The following is an 18,705-nucleotide window of genomic DNA, read 5'->3' on the forward strand; positions in this document are numbered from 1 at the left end:
GAGGGCAACCGCACGGGCCACCGCGTCATCGCGCGGGCACGACCGCCGCCGACGGGGCCGGGGCGTATCCGGTCGGCCTGGCCGTGAAAGCGCCCCGGCCCTGGGTACGGCTGCGCAGCCGGGTCGCGTAGCCGAACAGCTCGGCCAGCGGCACGGTGGCCGTGACCACCGCCGAACCACCGCGCACGGTCGAGTCGGTGATCCGCCCGCGCCGGCCCGCGAGGTCGCCGAGGACGCCGCCGACGACGTCCTCGGGCACCGTGACCGTGACCTCGACGACCGGCTCCAGCAGCACCATCGCGCAACCGCGCAGCGCTTCCCGGAACCCGAGCCGGCCCGCCGTACGGAAGGCCGTCTCGGAGGAGTCCTTCACATGGGTCGCCCCGTCGACCAGGGTGACCCGCACCCCGGTGACCGGGTGCCCGCCGAGGGGTCCCTCCGCCAAGGCGTCCCGGCAGCCGGCCTCGACGGCGCGTACGTACTCCTGCGGCACCCGTCCGCCGACGACGGCGGAGCGGAACTCGAAACCGGTTTCGACGTCACCGTCCGCACCGCCGCGTCCGTCCCCGCCGTGCGCGCCGCCCGCGCCCAGGGGTTCGACGTCGAGTATGACGTGCGCGAACTGCCCTGCTCCGCCGTCCTGTTTGACGTGCCGGAAGACCAGGCCGGACACCCCGCGGGCGACCGTCTCACGGTAGGTCACCCTCGGACGCCCCACGTTGACCTCCAGACCGAGGCTGCGACGGATCTTCTCCACCGCCACCTCCAGGTGCAGTTCACCCATCCCGGACAGCACGGTCTGACCGGTCTCGGCGTCGGTCCTGACGACCAGCGACGGATCCTCCTCCGCGAGCCGGGCCAGCGCCGAGGCCAGCCGGTCGGCGTCGGCGGTCGTGCGGGGCTCCACCGCCACCGAGACGACCGGGTCGGGAACCCCGGGCGGTTCGAGGACGACGGGCGCCTCCGGCGCGCACAGGGTCGAGCCCGCACGGGCCGACTTCAGCCCGACCACAGCCACGATGTCCCCGGCGACGGCCCGGTCCAGCCGGGCGTGCCGGTCCGCCTGCACGCGCAGGATCCGACCGATCCGTTCGGTGCGCCGGGCGCCCGACTCCCACACCAGGTCTCCCTTCTCGATCGTGCCCGAGTACACCCGCAGGTAGGTGAGCCGTCCCGTGGCGGTGGCGGCGACCTTGAACGCGAGCGCCGCGAACGGCGCCTCGGGGTCGGCGGGGCGTTCACCGCCGTCCCCGTCCCCGTCGCGCGTACGGCCGTCGGCCGCGTGCCCGCCGTGGTCCGTACCGTGCCCTGCGGCGACGGCGTCCCGGAGGCCGCTCACCGGCGGCACGTCGAGCGGCGACGGCAGATACGCGACGACCGCGTCGAGCAGCGGCTCGATCCCCCGGTTGCGGTAGGCCGAGCCGCACAGCACCACCAGCACGTCACTCGTGCGGGTCAGGTCGCGCAAGGCTGCGGAGAGGGTCTGCGCGGAGAGCGTCCCCCGGTCGCAGAACTCCTCGAGGGCGGCCGGATGCCGCTCCGCCACGGCTTCCTCCAGCAGTCGGCGTCGCCGCAGCGCCTCCTCCCCGAGTTCCTGCGGAACTTCCCCTTCGACGGCCGTGTCGTTGCCGTCGCTCCAGGTCAGCGCCCGCATCCGGAGCAGGTCGACGACGCCGGTGAAGCGGTCCTCCGTGCCGATCGGCAGCTGTACGGCCAGCGGTACCGGGTGCAGCCGGGTGCGGATCGACTTCACCGCGGCGTCCAGGTCCGCGCCGGACCGGTCCAGCTTGTTGACGAACGCGATCCGGGGGACGCCGTGCCGGTCGGCCTGCCGCCACACGGACTCGCTCTGCGGCTCCACGCCCGCGACGGCGTCGAACACCGCCACCGCCCCGTCGAGGACGCGCAGGGCGCGCTCCACCTCGTCGGCGAAGTCGACGTGCCCGGGGGTGTCGATGAGGTTGACGCGGTGGCCGTCCCAGTCGCAGCTGACGGCCGCGGCGAAGATGGTGATGCCGCGGTCGCGCTCCTGTGGGTCGAAGTCGGTGACGGTCGTGCCGTCGTGGACCTCGCCGCGCTTGTGCGTGGTCCCGGTGGCGTACAGGATCCGCTCGGTGACGGTGGTCTTGCCGGCGTCGACGTGGGCGAGGATGCCCAGGTTGCGCACGGCGCGGAGCTGACGGTCGAGGTGGTTGCGCATGGCCCCTGGCCTTTCGGGGTGTTCCGAGAACGGGCAGCGCGATTTCCTGGCGAGATCCCTGGGGCAGAGCTCTGTGACCCTGCGTGATGTGACGCGACGTCAGGCGCGGTGGCCGTGCCGAGGCGTCGCGGTGTTCAGGCGTCCGTCAGGATCACCGGTGCCGGCCGCGCGGCGAGCACCGGCCGGCCGAAGACACGAGGATCACCTCGTAGCGGGAGCAGGGAGCGACGGCAGCGGTGTGGTCACGCATGGCCGGGCTCCCTTCGTTCGTCACGGTCGTCGCGCCGCCCTGCTCGTGGGCTGCGCTCGGTTCGGCGAGTGTAGGGCCGAACGATCGTGCTCGGCACACGATTTATCGCCGTCCCCTCCCCCAGGGCCGCGTCACGGTCGTGCCGGCGGGCGGGCCGCCGGAGTGTGCGGCGCGGCCATGCTCAGCGGTAGCGGGCGAGGAAGGCCTTCACCTGGTTCCACACGGCCGGCTGCTGCTGCAGGATGTCGTTGCCGTGCGCGCTGCCGGAGACGATCACCAGCTTCTCGTCCTTCGACTTGCGGGCCAGCTTGTCCAACTCGTGTGCGTCGGCGGCGAACTGGCCGTCGTCCTGTGCGGCCACCAGGAGGACCGGCATGGTCAGCCCGGCGATCGCCCCGGTGGCGTCCATGCCGTTGTACGAGCCGGGTCCGGAGAGCGAGACGACCGCGGCCACCGGCGGCTTCACCTTCGCGGCGGCGGCCAGCGAGGCGGTTCCGCCCTTGGACGCGCCCATCAGCAACACTTTCTGCACGCCCTCTTTCCGCAGTCGTTCAGCGGCGCCCTGGATCTCCGGCACCTCGGAACCGTTGCTGTCCACGGCAAGGACCCGGTAACCGCTCTTGGCGAGTTCGTCCGCACCCGCGATCCACGAGCAGACGTTGTTGTTCGACTGGTGCGAGAGCACCACGCCGGTCTTGCCGGTACCGGTCTCGTAACCGGCGACCTCATTGCCCCCGGCGTCCTTGAAGGTGACCGACTTCGCCGTCTGCGCGGCGTTCAGGCAGCCGAAGTCGTTGGCCGTGGGCGACGCGCCGGCCCCGGCCGTGTCCCCGTCGTCGCCGCAGGCCGCGAGCGTCAGCGCCCCCGCGCACACGAGCACGGCGGCCGCGAGCATGCGCTGTCTCATACGTCTCTCCCCCGTCAGGGCGCGGAGCGCTCCGCGTGCCCCCGCGCACCAACTCGCGGAACGCTAACGGCCGCACGGTGCACCGTCAACGACGCGGTCGGAGTCCGCGACCGGAACCGGCGAAGCGATTTCTGCCGGGAACCCGCGAGCGACCCCTGCCGGAAACTCGCGGTCCGGGGTCCGGGCGCGAGTTCCCGGCGTGGGCGGCGAGCCGCGTCCTCGTGCGAGGCAGCACTGCGCGAGCCGACCCCCGGGGCGTGCGCACGGGTCGGGTCGGCCTCGTTCACGCGGAGGTGACCGGCGCGAGCGCGTAGAACTCCCTGCGCACCCGGCGCAGCCAGGCGTCGGCCGCCCTTTCGTCGGGTTTTTCGGGCAGCACGCTGCGGGTGTCGGCGAACGCCTCCTCGAAGCGGCGCAGCAGCGGTTGCGCCGCTTCGGGATCGGCTGCGACCTGCTCGCCGAAGCGGTGGTAGCTCTCCGGGTCCTCGACGCGGACCGTCAACCGGCCTGTGGCGTAGAGCTCGTAGCCCTGGGTGCACAGTCGTTTGAGGTGCCGGGCGTGTTTGGCGGCCCGCTGGGGAAGGCCGTCCGTGTGGGGGTCGCTCTGACGGTTCTGCAGCTTGCGGAACTGCTGGGTGGCGTAGCCCAGATAGGCGTCGCGGATGCGCCGCGCGCTGAGCAACGTCTGTCGCAGGGCGATGAGTTCGTCGCCGAGCGGCGTGCGGACCTCGTACAACTCGTCGGGGAGCCATACGAGTTCCATGACGGTCGGGTTACCGGCCAGGGCGAGGCGGCACCACTTGCCCGCTTCGTGCAGGGTGCGGTCGGGCGCCGTGCTGACGTGGGACTCCGGGGGCCGGTGCAGTCCGTGCAGTTCCTCGGTGGGGGTGGCGAACATGCCGAGGCGGTCGATGTCGGAGCCCTCGCGGGCGAGGCCGTAGGCGGTCGAGCCGACGATGCCGGACAGCAGGATGTTGGTGACGGTCACAGGTGCCCCCCGGTCGTACGTCGACGATGGTCTCCCGGACTCGTGGCCGTGTGCCGGGACCGCCATGATGCCCCGGGCCCGGTCCGCGCGACCTCGCATTTTCCGGCTCCGTCCGGTGTGCGGCGCCCGTCGGGTTCCGGTTCGGTCCGGTGTCCGGCTCCCGTCGGGGCGGCTCGGGGCTCCGTTCGCCGCCTCACCCGTACGGCTCCTTGCGCTGGTCGAGCGGCTCAGCCGGTGGTGCCGTGGAGGCAGGGGCAGCCGACCCCGTCCTCAGGAGGCACCCGTGACCACCGCTCGCCCGTCGTCCCGTCCGTCCTGCCCGCCCCGCCCGTCGGGCCCGGCCGGTCCGACCCGTCCGGCGCGTCCGGCCCGTGGGCTGGCCGCCGCCCTGGCCTGCGGGACCCTGCTGGTCACGGCGGGCTGTTCGAGCGCGGACGACAGTGGGTCGACCGGCTCGGACGTCGCGGCCGCGCCGGCCGCCGGTCGGACCACCGCGCCCACCGCGCTGCCGCTCACGAACGTCCGCGCGCGGATGGCGCTGATCACCGAAGGCGATCTGGAGGACGACTGGACGCAGGTCAAGACCGCGGGGAACTGGCACGACCGCCTCCTGGTCGGCAAGGTCGACGTCGCCCAGTTCCTCACGGCCAGCACACAGGCGGCCGACTGCCAGCGGCTGCTCGACGGGCTCTACGAGAACGACCTGCTCGGGAAGCCGTCCGGCGGGTCGGCGGTCACCGGCTTCCAGCAGGGCCCGGCCCGGCTGTTCTACCAGGTGGCCGCGTACGACAAGGCGGACCTCGACAAGTCGCTGGCCTGGCTGAAGTCGCTGCCGACCGCGTGCGACCAGTTCAACGCGGTCGGCTCGCAGAACTCCACGCGCTCCGTGCAGGTCGTCGAGGCCTCCCTCCCGAAGGCCGGTGACGCCCGGCAGGGCCTGACCGTGACCGTGAAGGGCGTCTCCGGCGGCTCTCCCGTCACGCTCACCCTCGACCTCGCCGTCGTCCGGGTCGGCGACGACGCGATCACGGTCATCAACGGCGGGACCGGCGGCGTGGACCACGACAGCACCGACGACGCGGTCAGCCATGGCACCACGCGGCTCAAGGACGTCCGGGAGGGCCGTACGCCGGCCCCCGAACCCAGCCAGTTCGACTGAGCGGGAGGGCTTGTGCGGCTTCTTCCTCCGCTCTGCACCATGTGACATATTACTGGCGTGATCCATCGACCCAGCGGTGACGTCGTGGTCGTCGGCGCCGGCATGGTCGGCGCCGCCTGCGCGCTGTACGCGGCCCGCGCCGGACTGGAGGTGATCCTGGTCGACCGCGGCCCGGTGGCCGGCGGCACGACCGGCGCGGGCGAGGGCAACGTTCTCGTCTCCGACAAGGAGCCCGGGCCCGAGCTTCAACTGGCTCTGCTGTCAGGGCGGTTGTGGCGGGAGCTGGCGCGAGAAGGGCTGGCCGAGGCCTTCGAGTACGAGGCCAAGGGCGGGCTGGTCGTGGCGTCCACGCCCGATGCCCTCGACGCACTGACGGGCCTGGCCGCCGGGCAGCGTGCGGCCGGGGTGGACACCGTGCCGGTCGAGGCGCACCGACTGCGGGATCTGGAACCGCACCTGGCGCCCGGGCTCGCCGGTGGGGTGCTGTATCCGCAGGACGCCCAGGTGATGCCCGCCCTCGCCGCCGCCCACCTGGTGCGGGCTTCGGGCGCGTGCCTGGAGAGCGGCCGCACGGTGACGCGGATCCTGCGCGGTCCGGACGGCGCCGTGCGGGGCGTGCGGACCGACCGGGGCGACCTCCTCGCTCCGGCGGTGGTGAACGCGGCCGGCACCTGGGGAGCCGAGGTCGCCGCGCTGGCGGGTGTCGGGCTGCCCGTACTGCCCCGCCGCGGCTTCGTGCTGGTCACCGAGCCGCTGCCGCCCCGGGTGCGGCACAAGGTGTACGCCGCCGACTACGTGGCCGACGTGGCGAGCGACTCCGCCGCGCTGCAGACCTCGCCGGTCGTCGAGGGGACCGCCGCCGGGCCGGTGCTGATCGGCGCGAGCCGGGAACGGGTCGGCTTCGACCGGTCCTTCTCGCTGCCGGCGGTGCGCGCCCTCGCGGCGGGCGCCACACGGCTGTTCCCGTTCCTGGAGCACGTCCGGGCGATGCGCACGTATCTCGGCTTCCGCCCCTACCTGCCGGACCATCTGCCGGCCGTCGGCCCCGACCCGCGCGTGCCCGGGCTGTTCCACGCCTGCGGGCACGAGGGCGCGGGCATCGGGCTCGCGCCCGGCACGGGCCTGCTCATCGCGCAGTGCCTGGCCGGCAAGAGCCCCGAGCTGGACCTGGCGCCGCTGCGCCCCGACCGGTTCGACGACCCCGATCACCCGGACCGCCGCACCGAGGAGACCGCCCCGTGGACCCACTGAAGCCGGCCCGGACCCACCCGGGCGTCCCGTTCACCGTCACCTTCGACGGCCGGGAGATCCGGGCGCTGCCGGGGCAGAGCATCGCCGCCGCCCTGTGGTCGTCCGGCGTGACGGCCTGGCGCACCACCCGGGGCGCGGGCGGTGCACGAGGGGCGTTCTGCGGGATCGGCGTGTGCTTCGACTGTCTGGTGAGCGTGGACGGCCGTCCCAACCAGCGTGCCTGTCTGGTGCCGGCCGTGCAGGGCGCAGACGTCCGCACGCAGCGGGGGACGGGGCACGATGACTGAGCGGCGGCCTGTGCTGGCGGTGATCGGAGCCGGTCCCGCGGGGCTCGCGGCCGCCCTGGCGGCCGCGTCCCGCGGCGTGCGCGTGGTGCTGATCGACTCCGCCGCGGCGGTGGGCGGGCAGTTCTACCGGCAGCCGCCCCCAGGGCTCGCGCCAGGCGGACCGCAGGTGCTTCCTCACCAGCGGCGCACCTGGGACCGACTGCGCGCCGGGCTCGACGCCCAGCTCGCCGCGGGGCGTGTCACGCATATGAGCAACCGTCATGTGTGGTGTGTGGAGCGGGAGTCGGGAAGCTTCGTCGTGCATGCGCTGCTCGGCCCGGAGCAGGAGGAGTCCACGGCGGTCCGTGCCGACGCGGTGCTGCTGGCCACCGGCGGCTACGAGAAGGTCCTGCCGTTCCCCGGCTGGACCCTGCCCGGGGTGGTCACCGCGGGCGGCGCGCAGGCCCTGGCGAAGAGCGGTCTCTCGCTGTCCGGCCGCACCGCGGTGGTCGCCGGCTCGGGCCCGCTGCTGCTGCCCGTCGCGACCGGCCTCGCGGCGGGGGGCGCACGGGTCGTCGCCCTGGTCGAGGCGGGTGCTCCAGCGGCCTTCGTCCGTCAGGCCCGGATCTGGGCGACGGCGCCCGTGAAACTCGTCGAGGGCGCCGCGTACGCGGCCCGGCTCCTGCGCCACCGCACTGCGGTGATGGCCCGTCACATGGTGGTGGCGGCACACGGCGAGGATCGGGTGGAGTCCGTCACCGTCGCCGCGCCGGACGCCGACGGCCGACCGGCGCCCGGCTCCGAGCGGCGACTCGTCTGCGACCTGCTCGCCGTCGGCCATGGCCTGCTGCCGCACACCGACCTCGCGGAAGGCCTCGGCTGCCGCCTCGACGGGACCGCCGTCCGGGTCGACGCCGAACAGCGCACCGACGTCCCGGGCGTCTGGGCCGCGGGCGAGACCACCGGGATCGGCGGCGCGGCCCTGTCCCTGGCCGAGGGGCACATCGCCGGCCGATCGGCGGCCGCGAGGCTGACCGGCACGGCCCCCGACCCACGGGGGTGGGCGCCGGCCGCCCGGTCCCGCACCCGGCTGCGGACGTTCTTCGCGGCGCTGGGGAGCGCGTACGGCGACCCGCCCGCACGGTGGCCGGAGCAGATCACCGACGACACGGTCGTGTGCCGCTGTGAGGAGGTCACCGCGGGCGCCGTCCGTGAGGCCGTCGGCACGTTCGGCGCGGGTGATCTGCGCACCGTGAAACTACTGACCCGCGCCGGGATGGGCTGGTGCCAGGGCCGGATGTGCGAGCCCGGGGTGGCGGGGGTCGCGGGCTGCCCGCTCACCCCGGCACGACGGCTGCTGGCCCGGCCCGTGCCGCTCGGCGTGCTCGCCGCCCCGACCGACCCCACGACGCCCCGGTGACCTGAACGTTCCGCACAGCGAAGGGACTTGCACATGACCGCCCCTGCCGACCGCTCCTCCCTCACTGCCGTCCACCGCCCCTGGCACGGTGTCCTCGTCGCCACCGCGCTCCCGCTCGACGACGCTCTCCGCGTCGACTACGACCGGTACGCCGAGCACTGCGCCTGGCTGGTGGCGAACGGCTGTGACGGCGTCGTCCCCAACGGGTCGCTGGGCGAGTACCAGGTGCTCACGCCCGAGGAGCGCGCCCGGGTGGTGGAGACCGCGGTCGCCGCGATCGGCGGGTCCCGGGTGATGCCCGGAGTCGCCGCCTACGGCTCGGCCGAGGCCCGTCGCTGGGCCGAGCAGGCGGCCGGTGCGGGCTGTTCGGCGGTGATGCTGCTCCCGCCCAACGCCTACCGCGCCGACGAGCGGGCCGTGACGGCCCACTACGCGGAGGTCGCCGGTGCGGGGCTGCCGATCGTGGCGTACAACAACCCGATCGACACCAAGGTCGACCTCGTGCCCGAACTGCTGGCCCGGCTGCACGGCGAGGGGCTCGTGCATGCCGTCAAGGAGTTCTCGGGCGACGTCCGTCGCGCCTATCGCCTCGCCGAACTCGCGCCCGAACTCGACTTGTTGATCGGCGCGGACGACGTCGCGCTGGAGCTGGCCGTCGCGGGCGCCAAGGGGTGGGTGGCCGGCTACCCCAACGCGCTGCCGAAGGCGTCGGTGGAGCTGTACCGGGCGGCCGTCGCCGGTGATCTGACGACCGCGCTCCCCCTGTACCGGCAGCTGCACCCGCTGTTGCGCTGGGACTCGCGGGTCGAGTTCGTGCAGGCGATCAAGTTGTCGATGGACGTCGTGGGCCGTCACGGCGGCGCATGCCGGCCGCCGCGGGGGCCGATGCCGCCCGAGCAGGAGGCCGCGGTCCGCGCGGCCACCGAGAAGGCCGTCGCCGCCGGCCTGGCGTGACGTCGCGCCGCACAACGGGACCACACGAGGGGGCTTCATGCGCAGCAAGCTCGTCCTGCACGCCGTCGACTCGCACACCGAGGGGATGCCCACCCGTGTGATCACCGGTGGCATCGGCGCCATCCCGGGCGCGACGATGAACGAGCGGCGGCTGTACTTCCGTGAACACCGCGACGACGTCAAGCAGTTGCTGATGAACGAGCCGCGCGGCCACTCCGCCATGAGCGGCGCGATCCTCCAGCCGCCCATCCGGCCCGACTGCGACTGGGGCGTGGTCTACATCGAGGTCTCCGGCTATCTGCCGATGTGCGGGCACGGCACGATCGGAGTGGCCACCGTGCTCGTCGAGACGGGCATGGTGCAGGTCGTCGAACCGGTCACCACCATCCGCCTGGACACGCCCGCCGGGCTGGTCGTCGCGGAGGTGGCGGTCGAGGACGGCGCGGCCCGGGCCGTGACCCTGCGCAACGTCCCCTCCTTCGCGGTCGGCCTGGACCGCAGGGCGACGCTCCCGGACGGCCGTACGGTGACGTACGACCTGGCGTACGGCGGCAACTTCTACGCCATCCTGCCGCTGGAGGAGTTCGGGCTGCCTTTCGACCGGGCCCGCAAGGACGACATCCTGCGGGCCGGTCTGTCCCTGATGGACGCGATCAACGCCGAGGAGGAGCCGGTCCATCCCGAGGACCCGTCCATCCGCGGATGTCATCACGTGCACCTGTACGCGCCCGGCGCCACGGCTCGCCGTTCCCGGCACGCCATGGCCATCCACCCCGGCTGGTTCGACCGCTCGCCGTGCGGGACGGGAACGAGCGCGCGCATGGCCCAGTTGCACGCGCGGGGCGAACTGCCCCTGCACACCGAGTTCGTGAACGAGTCCTTCATCGGCACCGAGTTCACCGGCCGGCTGCTCGGCACGACGGAGGTGGCCGGACGTCCGGCGGTGCTGCCCAGCTTCACGGGGCGCGCCTGGATCACCGGGACGGCCCAGTACCTGCTGGACCCGACGGATCCGTTCCCGGCCGGGTTCGTGCTCTGAGACCACCGCACCGGCGGTGAGCCGGTGGCACGTGACATGGCACAGTGCACTGGTTCACCGTGACATGGCACCGTTCGTTCCGAGGAGACCCACCATGGCCGCCGCCCGGCGCACCAGCAGCGAGACACCCGCGGCGCCGACGCCGCCGACCGCGTCGGCCGTGCCCGGCACGCCTGCCGCCCCCTCGGCGGCCGGCCCGGCGCTGCCCGTACTCGGGGGCCGGCGCAGCAGCTACCGCGAACGGGTCGCCGACGCTCTGCGCGCGGCCCTGATCGCGGGTGAACTGCTGCCCGGCGAGGTGTACTCGGCGCCGACGCTGGCCGCCCGCTTCGGCGTCTCGGCCACACCGGTGCGCGAGGCGATGCTGGATCTCGCCAAGGAGGGCGTGGTCGCCGCCGTTCCCAACAAGGGGTTCCGGGTCACCGACGTCTCCGACAGAGAACTGGACGAGTACACCCACGTCCGCGCCCTCATCGAGATCCCCACGGTGGTGGCGCTGGCCACGAGCGCCGACCCGGTGTCGCTGGAGGCGCTGCGCCCGGCCGCCCGCGAGATCGTCGCCGCCGCGGTGGCGGGCGACCTCATCGCCTACGTGGAGGCCGACACCCGCTTCCACCTGGGCCTGCTCGCGCTGGCCGGGAACGCGCACCTGGTCGAGGTGGTGCGCGAACTGCGAGGCCGGGCCCGCCTGTACGGTCTCACCGCGCTCTCCGCGTCGGGCCGTCTGCTGGCCTCGGCCGAGGAGCACCTGGAATTGCTGGACGCCCTGTCAGCCCGTGACGAGCGGGCCGTGCGCGAGGTCATGACCCGGCACCTGGGGCATGTGCGGGGGCTGTGGGCGTCGGCTCGCGAGTAACGCCCCGCCCTCGGCGCGCGGAGACGATCCGTCCCGCGGCGGCCGGCTCGCTCCGCGCCCCCTACCCGGGCCCTACCCGTCCGCCACCTTCACGCGATGTGCACACCTGTGATCCTTGTCGCTGGTGCGAGAAGAGTGGGGAGAGCACCGCTCGGGCATGCAACTGGCCGTATGCGAAAGGGTGGTGTCGTTTCTGTGGGGAAACGCGTGAGCCGGTGCGTGATCGGCGCGGGTCTGTCGGGACTGGCGGCGGCGCACGCCCTGAAGTCCGAGGGGCTCGACTTCGTCTGCCTCGAGCAGGCGTCCGACGTCGGCGGTCTGTGGCGGCAGCCGCAGGCGGGCGAGCGCGGTCCGGGTTATCTGTCGCTCCACCTCAACACCAACAAGCGGCTCACGGGGTACGCCGATTTCCCCATGCCGGCGTCGTACCCCGTCTATCCCCGGCACAGCGACGTCGCCGTATACCTGCGCTCCTTCGCGGAGTGGGCGGGAGTACTGGACCACATCGAGCTGGGGACGACCGTCGAATCCGTACGGCGGACGTCCGACGGGTCGTGGACGGTCGTCAGCCGGGACTCCCGCGGCGAGCGCACCGCACGCGACTTCACGCAGGTGATCGTCGCCTCGGGGCACAACACCGATCCGGTCCTGCCCGCTCCGGCACCCGGTTCCGACCGCTTCAGAGGAACGATTCTCCACGCACTGGACTACCGCGACGGCAGCGACTACGCCGGACGGGACGTCGTCGTCGTGGGGCTGGGCGCCTCCGCGGTCGACATCGCGGCCGACCTGTCCCGCCACGCCGCCCGGACGGTCCTCTCGGTGCGCCGGGGCCTGCACATCCTGCCCAAGCAGGTCTTCGGCATGCCTCTCGACGACGTCGCCGAGGCTCCGTGGTGGACGCGCATGTCCCTGGAGGAGCAGCGCCGCTTCATCGAGCAGGCCCTGCTCGTCGCCCGCGGCAGGCTCTCCGACTACGGTCTGCCCGAGCCGGACCACCGGATCTTCGCCTCGGCCGTCACCATCTCGGACGAGATCCTCACCCGCATACGCCACGGCGGGGTCACGCCCAAGCCGGCGATCGACTTCCTCGACGAGGACCGGGTCGTCTTCACCGACGGCACGTCGGTCCGCGCCGACGTGATCGTCCACTGCACCGGGTACCGCATGGCGTACCCGTTCCTCCCGCCGGGCTGCCCGATCGGTCCGCAGGGCTCGGTCGAGCTCTACAAGCGGGTGGTCGCGCCCGACCATCCCGGGCTGCACTTCATCGGCCTGGTCCGCCCGCACGGTTCCGTCACCCGGCTGGTGGAGGCCCAGTCGCGCTGGGTGGCCCGGGTCGCGGCGGGCAAGGCCGCGTTGCCGGAGCCGGAGGTCATGCGCAAGGAGATCGCCGCCTACCTGGCCGGCATCGCCGATCAGTACGGCCCGACGCAGGGCGCGTCGATCCAGGTCGACGTGGCCCCCTATCTGGAGGAACTGCGCCAGGAGTGACGTCCTGGCGGCCGTGGGCCCGCGCGCACGACGGTGAGTCCGGCCGTGCGCGGACGAGGCCGCCCGGGCGGTCGGGGCGGTCACCGTTTCGCGTCCTGGTGAGTCGTCGTGTGTCCTCGTGGGACGAGGGGAGCGGTCCGACCACGTCGGCGTACCGGTCCCCTCGGGCTGCCTCGCGCCGGGTTCCGGGTGCCGTCACACCCCTGGCCGGGTGAGCGGTGGCGCGCTGCAGACGCTGCCGTGTCGCGGGCCCCGCCGTCCCCCGGTCCCCGCCGGCGGTCCTGCGGTCACGGCCCGGCCGGCAGCGGTGCGGGCGACAGGGCGACGGCGGCCAGGAGATCCCCGGGCCCGGCCTTCGCGACCGCGCCGGAGTCGGACGCCGGCGGCCGGACCTCGTACGCCTCCGAGGAGATGTACGTCGTGACCCGTGGCGGGCGGCCCCGCTGGTGGGCCAGCCCCAGATAGGCGACGAGCCCCACACCGTCCTCCGGCCGCCGCTCGCTGATCGCGGTCGAGGCGCGGAGCACCGGGGTCGGGTCGACTCCGTAGCGGCCGAGCAGTGTCGTCGCCCGGACCAGCGCCTCCCCGTCGTGCCGGGCGTAGTCCCGCACCGGGACGTAGAGGGTGAAGCCGCTCGGCAGTCCGGTTCCGGTGTCGGTGAAGGCGTGGCAGGTCTGGACGGGCCTGCGGACGGTCCGTGGTCCCGTCCCCTCCTCCCGCGCACCACGCGCGCGATCCGCGTCGGCTTCGAGGTCGCCCGTCACGACGCCGCTGTCGTGGCCGGCCGCGATGCCGAAGAACTCCTCGATCTCCGCCGGGTGCGGACCGTCGTCCATCCGGCACAGGGTCCCGGCCTGCGTGGCCGACAGTTCGTCGTGCGCGAGGTAGACCTTGACCCGGGGTTCCGCCCAGTCGCCCAGATCCAGCGCGAAGAAGAGGTGCCGATCGTGCTCGGGCAGCGACGCGTACGCCTCACCGTGCCCGAGTCGTTTCAGCGCCCTGCGCACCGTTCGGGCGGCACGCCCCCGCCCCGCGACCGCGGAGTTGAGGTAGACCTTCACCTTGGGGATCCCGCCGGGACGCAACTCCAGCGCGCACCACAGGGCCAGCGGGCCCTGGGGCGACGAAGGGAAGAAGAGGTCCTCGACTTCGTCGAGGGGATCGGTGGTGAAGCCCCAGCGCTGCGCCATCTCCCGCAACACCCGCAGGCCGGTGCGGCCGTTGTGCGTCAGGTCCTGTTCGCCGGCGCCGGGTTCGAGCAGCACCCGCAGGCTCGGCGCCGCGCCCGGTTCGCACGAGACGGAGAACTCCACCGGCGTGTGGTCGTCGGAGAGGAAACTCCGGCTGGGCGGGGGCAGTTCCAGGGGGCGCCGCGCGACCGGGCCCAGCGCCTCGACGAGTGTGCGTGCGTAGCCCTCGCAGTCGGCGGCGGACAGCCCTACGTTCTCGCCCAGCCGCAGTAACTGGCGGGCGGCGTGTCCGCCGAGTGTGGCGACCGGCGACGCGCCCGCTGATCCGGCTCTGGGGCCGGTCATCCGACCTCACCCCGCGCAAGGGGGCCGACAAGAAGATACCCGCCTGGGGAGGCGGGTATCAGGGGGTGCACGACGGTGGGGCGTTGTGCGAACACGGCGCCGGTGGATATGTGGTCCACGACACCTCCTCTGTCTCGTGAGGAACACGGAATACCGCGTTCCTCACTACCCCTGAGGTTGAAACGTCATGCAATGGTGGAGAGTTGGCGAGTGTTGTGTGAATCACCTCGTCAGCCAGTTGAGGAACTGGCTCCATACACCTCCGCGTTCCCCCCTGCCACGCGTCGGACCCTGCTCCCGGCTCGGGGACGCTTCGGTGCGGGCCTCGGGTGCGGGCCGGGGTGCGGTCCGGACCGGGGTGAACTTGGCCGGCAGGACGGTCAACCCCCGGTTGAAGGGACCCGGCCGCCAGGTCAGGCTCTCGGTCGGCACGGCGAGTTCGACGTCGGGAAGCTTGTTGAGCAGGTTCTCGATGGCCGTCACGGTGATCTGCCGGGCGGGCTCCTTGGACGGGCAGGCGTGCGGGCCCGCGCTCCAGGCGAGGTGCGCGCGGTTGCTGCCCGCCTGACGGGCCGCCGTCAGCGCCGGGCCGGTGTTGGCCGCGGCGAAGCTGACCAGCACCAGGTCGCCGGCCTGCAGCTTCTGTCCGGCGAACTCCATGTCGGACGTCGGGTAGTGCGGAGCCAGGTTCTGCATCGGCGGGTTCTCCCACAGCGTGTCGTCGATCGCCTCGTCGATCAGACCGCCCTGGTGGGCGTACGCGTCATGGGTGAGCAGCCGGTGCAGGGTGTTGCCGATCAGGTTGCGCAGGGGCTCGTTGCCGGCCACCAGCAGCAGCGCGATCTGGTGCACCAACTCCTCGTCGGTGAGCTTGGACTGGTGCTCCATCAGCCACGAGGGGACGTCGTCCCCGGGCCGCGCGCGCTTGAGCGCCACCAGCTCGCCGATGGCCCCGAACATCACCCCGACCGCCTGCTCGGCGTTCACGCCGTCGAACATGCCGGTGATGCCGAACACGACGCGGTCACCGATGTCGGCGGTGCAGCCGAACAGTTCGTTGAACACGAACAGCGGCAACTGCTTGGCGTAGTCACCGAGCAGATCGGCCGAGCCCCGCGAACCGAACTGGGAGATCAGGTAGTTGGAGACCTGCTCGGTGCTCCGGCTGAGCCTGCGCGAGTCGACGCGGGCCATGCTGTCCGTGATGGCCTGACGCAGCCTCAGGTGCTCCGCGCCGTCGCTGAACATGGCGTTGGGCCGGTACGACAGCAGGGGCGCGACCGGGCTGTCCGGGGGCACCCGGCCCTCGTTGAGGTCCCGCCAGCGACGGGCGTCCTTGCGGAAGGAGCCGGAGTCCTGGAGGAGTTGGAGTGCGGTCGCGTAGTCGGTGACGAGGGTGGCCTCGACTCCCGGGGCGAGCTCCACGGGCGCGGTGGGCCCGTAGTGGCGCAGATAGGAGTAGTAGGCCTGGGGGTCGGCCGCGAACTCCGGTCCGTGCATCGGCACTCTGGCGCCGGGCTGGTGCGCCGGGCACCCGGGCGGGGGCACGGGTGCGGTGGGTCGGTCCATTTCTGCTCCCTAGTGGGCACGGTCCTGCAAGTGGCGGACGAGCGTGATGAGTGCCTCGGCCGACGACTTCTCGTCCCGTGCGTCGCAGGTGACGACGGGGGTGTCGTCGAGCAGGTCCAGCGCGTCGCGCAGGGCCAGCTCGTCCCGCAGCGGCGAGCCGTCGAAGTGGTTGACGGCGATCGCGTAGTCGAGTCCGTACTGCTCGATCAGGTCGATCACGGCGAAGGAGTCCGCGAGCCGCTCGGGGTCGACGAGCACCAGCGCGCCGAGCGCGCCGCGTGCCATGTCCTCCCACATCTGCACGAAACGCTGCTGGCCGGGCGTACCGAACAGGTAGAGCACGACGCGGTCGCTGATCGTCAGCCGTCCGAAGTCCATGGCGACCGTGGTGGTGGTCTTGCCCTGGACCCCTTTGAGGTCGTCGACCGACTCGGCCGCCCGGGTCATCGTCTCCTCGGTGGACAGCGGCTCGATCTCGGAGATCGCTCCGATGAACGTGGTCTTGCCGACCGCGAAGTGGCCCACGACGAGGATCTTCACCGCAGTCTGCGTCGCGCCGCCGCGGACGTACGCCTGCTCATCCAAACTTGGCCCTGAGACCATTCAGCACCTCCTCCAGGATGTCCCGGTCGGCGAGGGGCGCCCGCTGCACCGGTGGGCGGGTGATGAGGTAACCGCCTTCGGTGAGGGCGGCGAGGAGGATCTTCACCACGCCCAGGGGCAGTTGGGTGTGCCCCGCGATCTCCGCGACCGAGAGGTAGCCGGCCGCGCACAGTTCGAGCAGGTTCTGTTCCTCGGGCGACAGACGGGTGGGCCGCTGCTGGTGATCGGCGGCCGCCGTGACCAGGGTGATGAGGGAGAGCTGTTCCTCGTCGGGCAGCCCCCGTCCCTTGGTGATGACGTAGGGACGCACTAACTCCGGTGTCTGAGGCTCCAGTTCGTCGAAACCGGTCATGACCGCACGCCGAGGTTCTCGCGCGGGGGCGTGGTCAGCGCCTTGCCCAGCTGGCCGACGAGCTGCTGCATCCGGAAGGTGATGTCCGCCATGTCGACCTCGGGGGAGGCGGACACACCGAGGTAGGCGCCCTCGCCGGCGGAGATCAGGAAGACCCAGCCTCCGTCGAACTCGACGAGCGTCTGCCGCCACTTCTGGGTGGCGTCCTCACAGAAGAAGGCGAGCGAGCGGCTGAGCGACTGCACACCGCTCATGGCCGCGGCCACGCGGTCCGCGTCGTCCTTGCCGAAGTCCTGCGTCCGTGCCATCAACAGGCCGTCGGCGGAGATCAGGACGGCATGCAGGGCCCCGGGGATCTCCAGGGCGCTGTCAAGCATCCATGACAGGTCGTCGTTCACGAGAACTCATGCCCTTCGCTGCTTGCACCACGGGTGCTGCTCGACTGTTCCGCGGGGTCCGTCTGCGCGGCCCGGCCGGATCGGGTGCCGCGCTGGAACGCGCCCATGATCGCCGCCGTCTCCGCGCCCGAACGCGAGGAGCCGGGGGCGTTCGACGCGCTGCCGGGCACGATGGCCATCGGTCGCTTGCGGCGCCGCCTCGGCAGGCCGTCGGAGGTGGTGGTCGCGGTCAGCCCGGTCTCCGGGCCCCCGCCTGCGGGGGCGGCCTGGGCAGCGGGAGCGACCGGAGCCGGCTCCTTCTGCTCGGGCGCGTTGGTGAGCAGGTCGTGCGGCAGGAGGAGGACCGCGCGGACGCCTCCGTACGGGGAGGTCGAGTCCACGGACACCTCGAAGCCGAAGCGCTCGCTGAGGACGCCGATGACCGCGAAGCCGAACTGCGGCGGGTTGCCGAGCGCGGAGACACCCGATACCCGTTCGCTCGACAAGAGTTTCTCGGCACGGGCGCGCTCTTCGTCGTTCATGCCGACACCGGCGTCGTCCACGACGATGCAGATGCCCTTGGGAACGGTACGGATGTTGATTTCGACGACGGTGTCCGGGCTCGAATAGCTCGTGGCGTTGTCGAGCAGTTCCGCGAGCGCCAGTGCGACGGGTTCGACGGCACGGCTGGTGATGCCGAAATCGACCTGCGAGAGAATCTCCACCCGCCGGTAGTGACGGACCCTGCCCTGCGCGCTGCGGACCACGTCGTAAACCGACGCGACATCACGCTGACGTCCCAGCCAGCCGTCGCAGAGCACGGCGATGGACTGGGCTCGGCGACCGAACTGGGAGTTCGTGTGGTCGATTTCCAGGAGGTCCTGGAGAATCAACGACTCGCCGTATTTGTTCTGCAGCCGGGAAACGATCAACTGCTGTTCCGCGGCGAGGCCCTGGAGCGTCCGCATCGCGGACTTGAGGACCGTCTTCGTAGCCTCTTCGGCTCTTTCCTGAGCTGCCTCGACGGATTTCGCGTACCCGTTCTCGAGCTCGGCGTGACGAGCCCGGAGATCTGCGAACTCCTGCCTCAACGTCCGCGCCGCCCTGCGCTGACGAACGATCAGGGCGACGGCGACGAGTACGGCGACGAGGAGAGCCCAGAGTACCGGGTTCTGTATGTAATCAGTCATAAGACTCTCTTCAGGCGACTGACGGCCAGTTGCTGAATTCCCGTCAATTGCGGGTGGACCGGCGGACCGCCCGCATCGGGGTGACCGCCCGGACTGTCCCCGTAGCCGGAGATGTCGTCTTGCACCCATCCGCCCGCTCTACAAGCGAGCGTGATCGTATCACCACAAGAAGCGGCCACAGACCGCCAATATGGCTACTGAGGTGAACATTGACGGTTCGTCAGTAGCACTGGAGAGCATCCGCGGAGCGACCTGCGAGCGACGCCGCGGGCGGTACGAGAGGGCAACCGATAAA

17 protein-coding genes are annotated in these 18,705 nt (G+C 72.2%); 8 read left to right on the forward strand and 9 right to left on the reverse strand.

The window, feature by feature from the left end; translation table 11 throughout:
* Positions 1-25: 25 nt before the first annotated feature.
* The 3 genes from fusA to BG482_RS33025 form a co-directional block, all read right to left on the reverse strand.
* Positions 26-2,200, reverse strand: a complete 2,175-nt coding sequence (gene fusA, locus BG482_RS33015) for an elongation factor G (protein WP_069772877.1) — start codon at positions 2,198-2,200, stop codon at positions 26-28.
* Positions 2,201-2,631: 431 nt separating this feature from the next.
* Positions 2,632-3,357: an alpha/beta hydrolase gene (locus BG482_RS33020; protein WP_107450839.1), complete on the reverse strand. Its 726-nt coding sequence runs from the start codon at positions 3,355-3,357 to the stop codon at positions 2,632-2,634.
* A 283-nt stretch (positions 3,358-3,640) separates the two neighbouring features.
* Positions 3,641-4,345 (reverse strand): DNA polymerase beta superfamily protein, encoded by a 705-nt coding sequence (locus BG482_RS33025; RefSeq protein ID WP_069772879.1) that lies wholly within the window; start codon positions 4,343-4,345, stop codon positions 3,641-3,643.
* 283 nt (positions 4,346-4,628) lie between these two features.
* Between BG482_RS33025 and BG482_RS33030 the strand changes: the two genes are divergently transcribed.
* From BG482_RS33030 to BG482_RS33065, 8 genes are all read left to right on the forward strand, one after another.
* Positions 4,629-5,504 (forward strand): hypothetical protein, encoded by an 876-nt coding sequence (locus tag BG482_RS33030; RefSeq protein ID WP_370745935.1) that lies wholly within the window; start codon positions 4,629-4,631, stop codon positions 5,502-5,504.
* A gap of 57 nt (positions 5,505-5,561) precedes the next feature.
* On the forward strand, positions 5,562-6,755 hold the full coding sequence (locus BG482_RS33035) for an FAD-binding oxidoreductase (RefSeq protein WP_107450840.1): 1,194 nt from the start codon (positions 5,562-5,564) through the stop codon (positions 6,753-6,755).
* On the forward strand, positions 6,743-7,042 hold the full coding sequence (locus BG482_RS33040; protein WP_069772880.1) for a (2Fe-2S)-binding protein: 300 nt from the start codon (positions 6,743-6,745) through the stop codon (positions 7,040-7,042). Before BG482_RS33035 ends, BG482_RS33040 begins: the two co-directional genes overlap by 13 nt.
* Positions 7,035-8,441 (forward strand): NAD(P)/FAD-dependent oxidoreductase, encoded by a 1,407-nt coding sequence (locus BG482_RS33045; protein ID WP_069772881.1) that lies wholly within the window; start codon positions 7,035-7,037, stop codon positions 8,439-8,441. The genes BG482_RS33040 and BG482_RS33045 overlap by 8 nt, the downstream gene beginning before the upstream one ends.
* A gap of 33 nt (positions 8,442-8,474) precedes the next feature.
* Positions 8,475-9,395, forward strand: a complete 921-nt coding sequence (locus BG482_RS33050) for a dihydrodipicolinate synthase family protein (protein WP_069772882.1) — start codon at positions 8,475-8,477, stop codon at positions 9,393-9,395.
* Positions 9,396-9,432: 37 nt separating this feature from the next.
* Positions 9,433-10,434 carry a proline racemase family protein gene (locus BG482_RS33055; protein ID WP_069772883.1) on the forward strand — a complete coding sequence of 334 codons (1,002 nt, stop codon included), beginning with the start codon at positions 9,433-9,435 and terminating at the stop codon, positions 10,432-10,434.
* A gap of 94 nt (positions 10,435-10,528) precedes the next feature.
* A complete protein-coding gene (locus BG482_RS33060; RefSeq protein WP_069772884.1) occupies positions 10,529-11,290 on the forward strand; it encodes a GntR family transcriptional regulator in 762 nt (253 codons plus the stop codon).
* Positions 11,291-11,497: 207 nt separating this feature from the next.
* On the forward strand, positions 11,498-12,784 hold the full coding sequence (locus tag BG482_RS33065) for an NAD(P)/FAD-dependent oxidoreductase (RefSeq protein ID WP_107450841.1): 1,287 nt from the start codon (positions 11,498-11,500) through the stop codon (positions 12,782-12,784).
* A 287-nt stretch (positions 12,785-13,071) separates the two neighbouring features.
* Here BG482_RS33065 and BG482_RS33070 read toward each other — a convergent pair whose 3' ends face one another.
* From BG482_RS33070 to BG482_RS33095, 6 genes are all read right to left on the reverse strand, one after another.
* Positions 13,072-14,319: a tryptophan dimethylallyltransferase family protein gene (locus tag BG482_RS33070; RefSeq protein WP_069772886.1), complete on the reverse strand. Its 1,248-nt coding sequence runs from the start codon at positions 14,317-14,319 to the stop codon at positions 13,072-13,074.
* A 222-nt stretch (positions 14,320-14,541) separates the two neighbouring features.
* Positions 14,542-15,888, reverse strand: coding sequence for a cytochrome P450 (locus BG482_RS33075; protein WP_069772887.1), 1,347 nt, complete (start codon positions 15,886-15,888; stop codon positions 14,542-14,544).
* A 9-nt stretch (positions 15,889-15,897) separates the two neighbouring features.
* Positions 15,898-16,491, reverse strand: a complete 594-nt coding sequence (locus BG482_RS33080; protein ID WP_069772888.1) for an ATP/GTP-binding protein — start codon at positions 16,489-16,491, stop codon at positions 15,898-15,900.
* Positions 16,466-16,843 carry a DUF742 domain-containing protein gene (locus BG482_RS33085; RefSeq protein ID WP_069772889.1) on the reverse strand — a complete coding sequence of 126 codons (378 nt, stop codon included), beginning with the start codon at positions 16,841-16,843 and terminating at the stop codon, positions 16,466-16,468. The genes BG482_RS33080 and BG482_RS33085 overlap by 26 nt, the downstream gene beginning before the upstream one ends.
* Entirely contained in the window at positions 16,840-17,241 is a 402-nt protein-coding gene (locus BG482_RS33090) for a roadblock/LC7 domain-containing protein (protein WP_069772890.1), read from the reverse strand. Before BG482_RS33090 ends, BG482_RS33085 begins: the two co-directional genes overlap by 4 nt.
* Entirely contained in the window at positions 17,238-18,410 is a 1,173-nt protein-coding gene (locus BG482_RS33095) for an ATP-binding protein (RefSeq protein ID WP_069772891.1), read from the reverse strand. Before BG482_RS33095 ends, BG482_RS33090 begins: the two co-directional genes overlap by 4 nt.
* Positions 18,411-18,705: the final 295 nt, after the last annotated feature.

Source organism: Streptomyces sp. LUP30, from assembly GCF_001746365.1.
Classification (GTDB): Bacteria; Actinomycetota; Actinomycetes; order Streptomycetales; family Streptomycetaceae; genus Streptomyces.

Coding starts and splice junctions, on each gene's coding strand:
- fusA (WP_069772877.1), bottom strand. CDS start 2,200: ATGCGCAACCACCTCGACCGTCAGCTCCGCGCCGTGCGCAACCTGGGC.
- BG482_RS33020 (WP_107450839.1), bottom strand. CDS start 3,357: ATGAGACAGCGCATGCTCGCGGCCGCCGTGCTCGTGTGCGCGGGGGCG.
- BG482_RS33045 (WP_069772881.1), top strand. CDS start 7,035: ATGACTGAGCGGCGGCCTGTGCTGGCGGTGATCGGAGCCGGTCCCGCG.
- BG482_RS33050 (WP_069772882.1), top strand. CDS start 8,475: ATGACCGCCCCTGCCGACCGCTCCTCCCTCACTGCCGTCCACCGCCCC.
- BG482_RS33055 (WP_069772883.1), top strand. CDS start 9,433: ATGCGCAGCAAGCTCGTCCTGCACGCCGTCGACTCGCACACCGAGGGG.
- BG482_RS33060 (WP_069772884.1), top strand. CDS start 10,529: ATGGCCGCCGCCCGGCGCACCAGCAGCGAGACACCCGCGGCGCCGACG.
- BG482_RS33070 (WP_069772886.1), bottom strand. CDS start 14,319: ATGACCGGCCCCAGAGCCGGATCAGCGGGCGCGTCGCCGGTCGCCACA.
- BG482_RS33075 (WP_069772887.1), bottom strand. CDS start 15,888: ATGGACCGACCCACCGCACCCGTGCCCCCGCCCGGGTGCCCGGCGCAC.
- BG482_RS33080 (WP_069772888.1), bottom strand. CDS start 16,491: ATGGTCTCAGGGCCAAGTTTGGATGAGCAGGCGTACGTCCGCGGCGGC.
- BG482_RS33085 (WP_069772889.1), bottom strand. CDS start 16,843: ATGACCGGTTTCGACGAACTGGAGCCTCAGACACCGGAGTTAGTGCGT.
- BG482_RS33095 (WP_069772891.1), bottom strand. CDS start 18,410: ATGACTGATTACATACAGAACCCGGTACTCTGGGCTCTCCTCGTCGCC.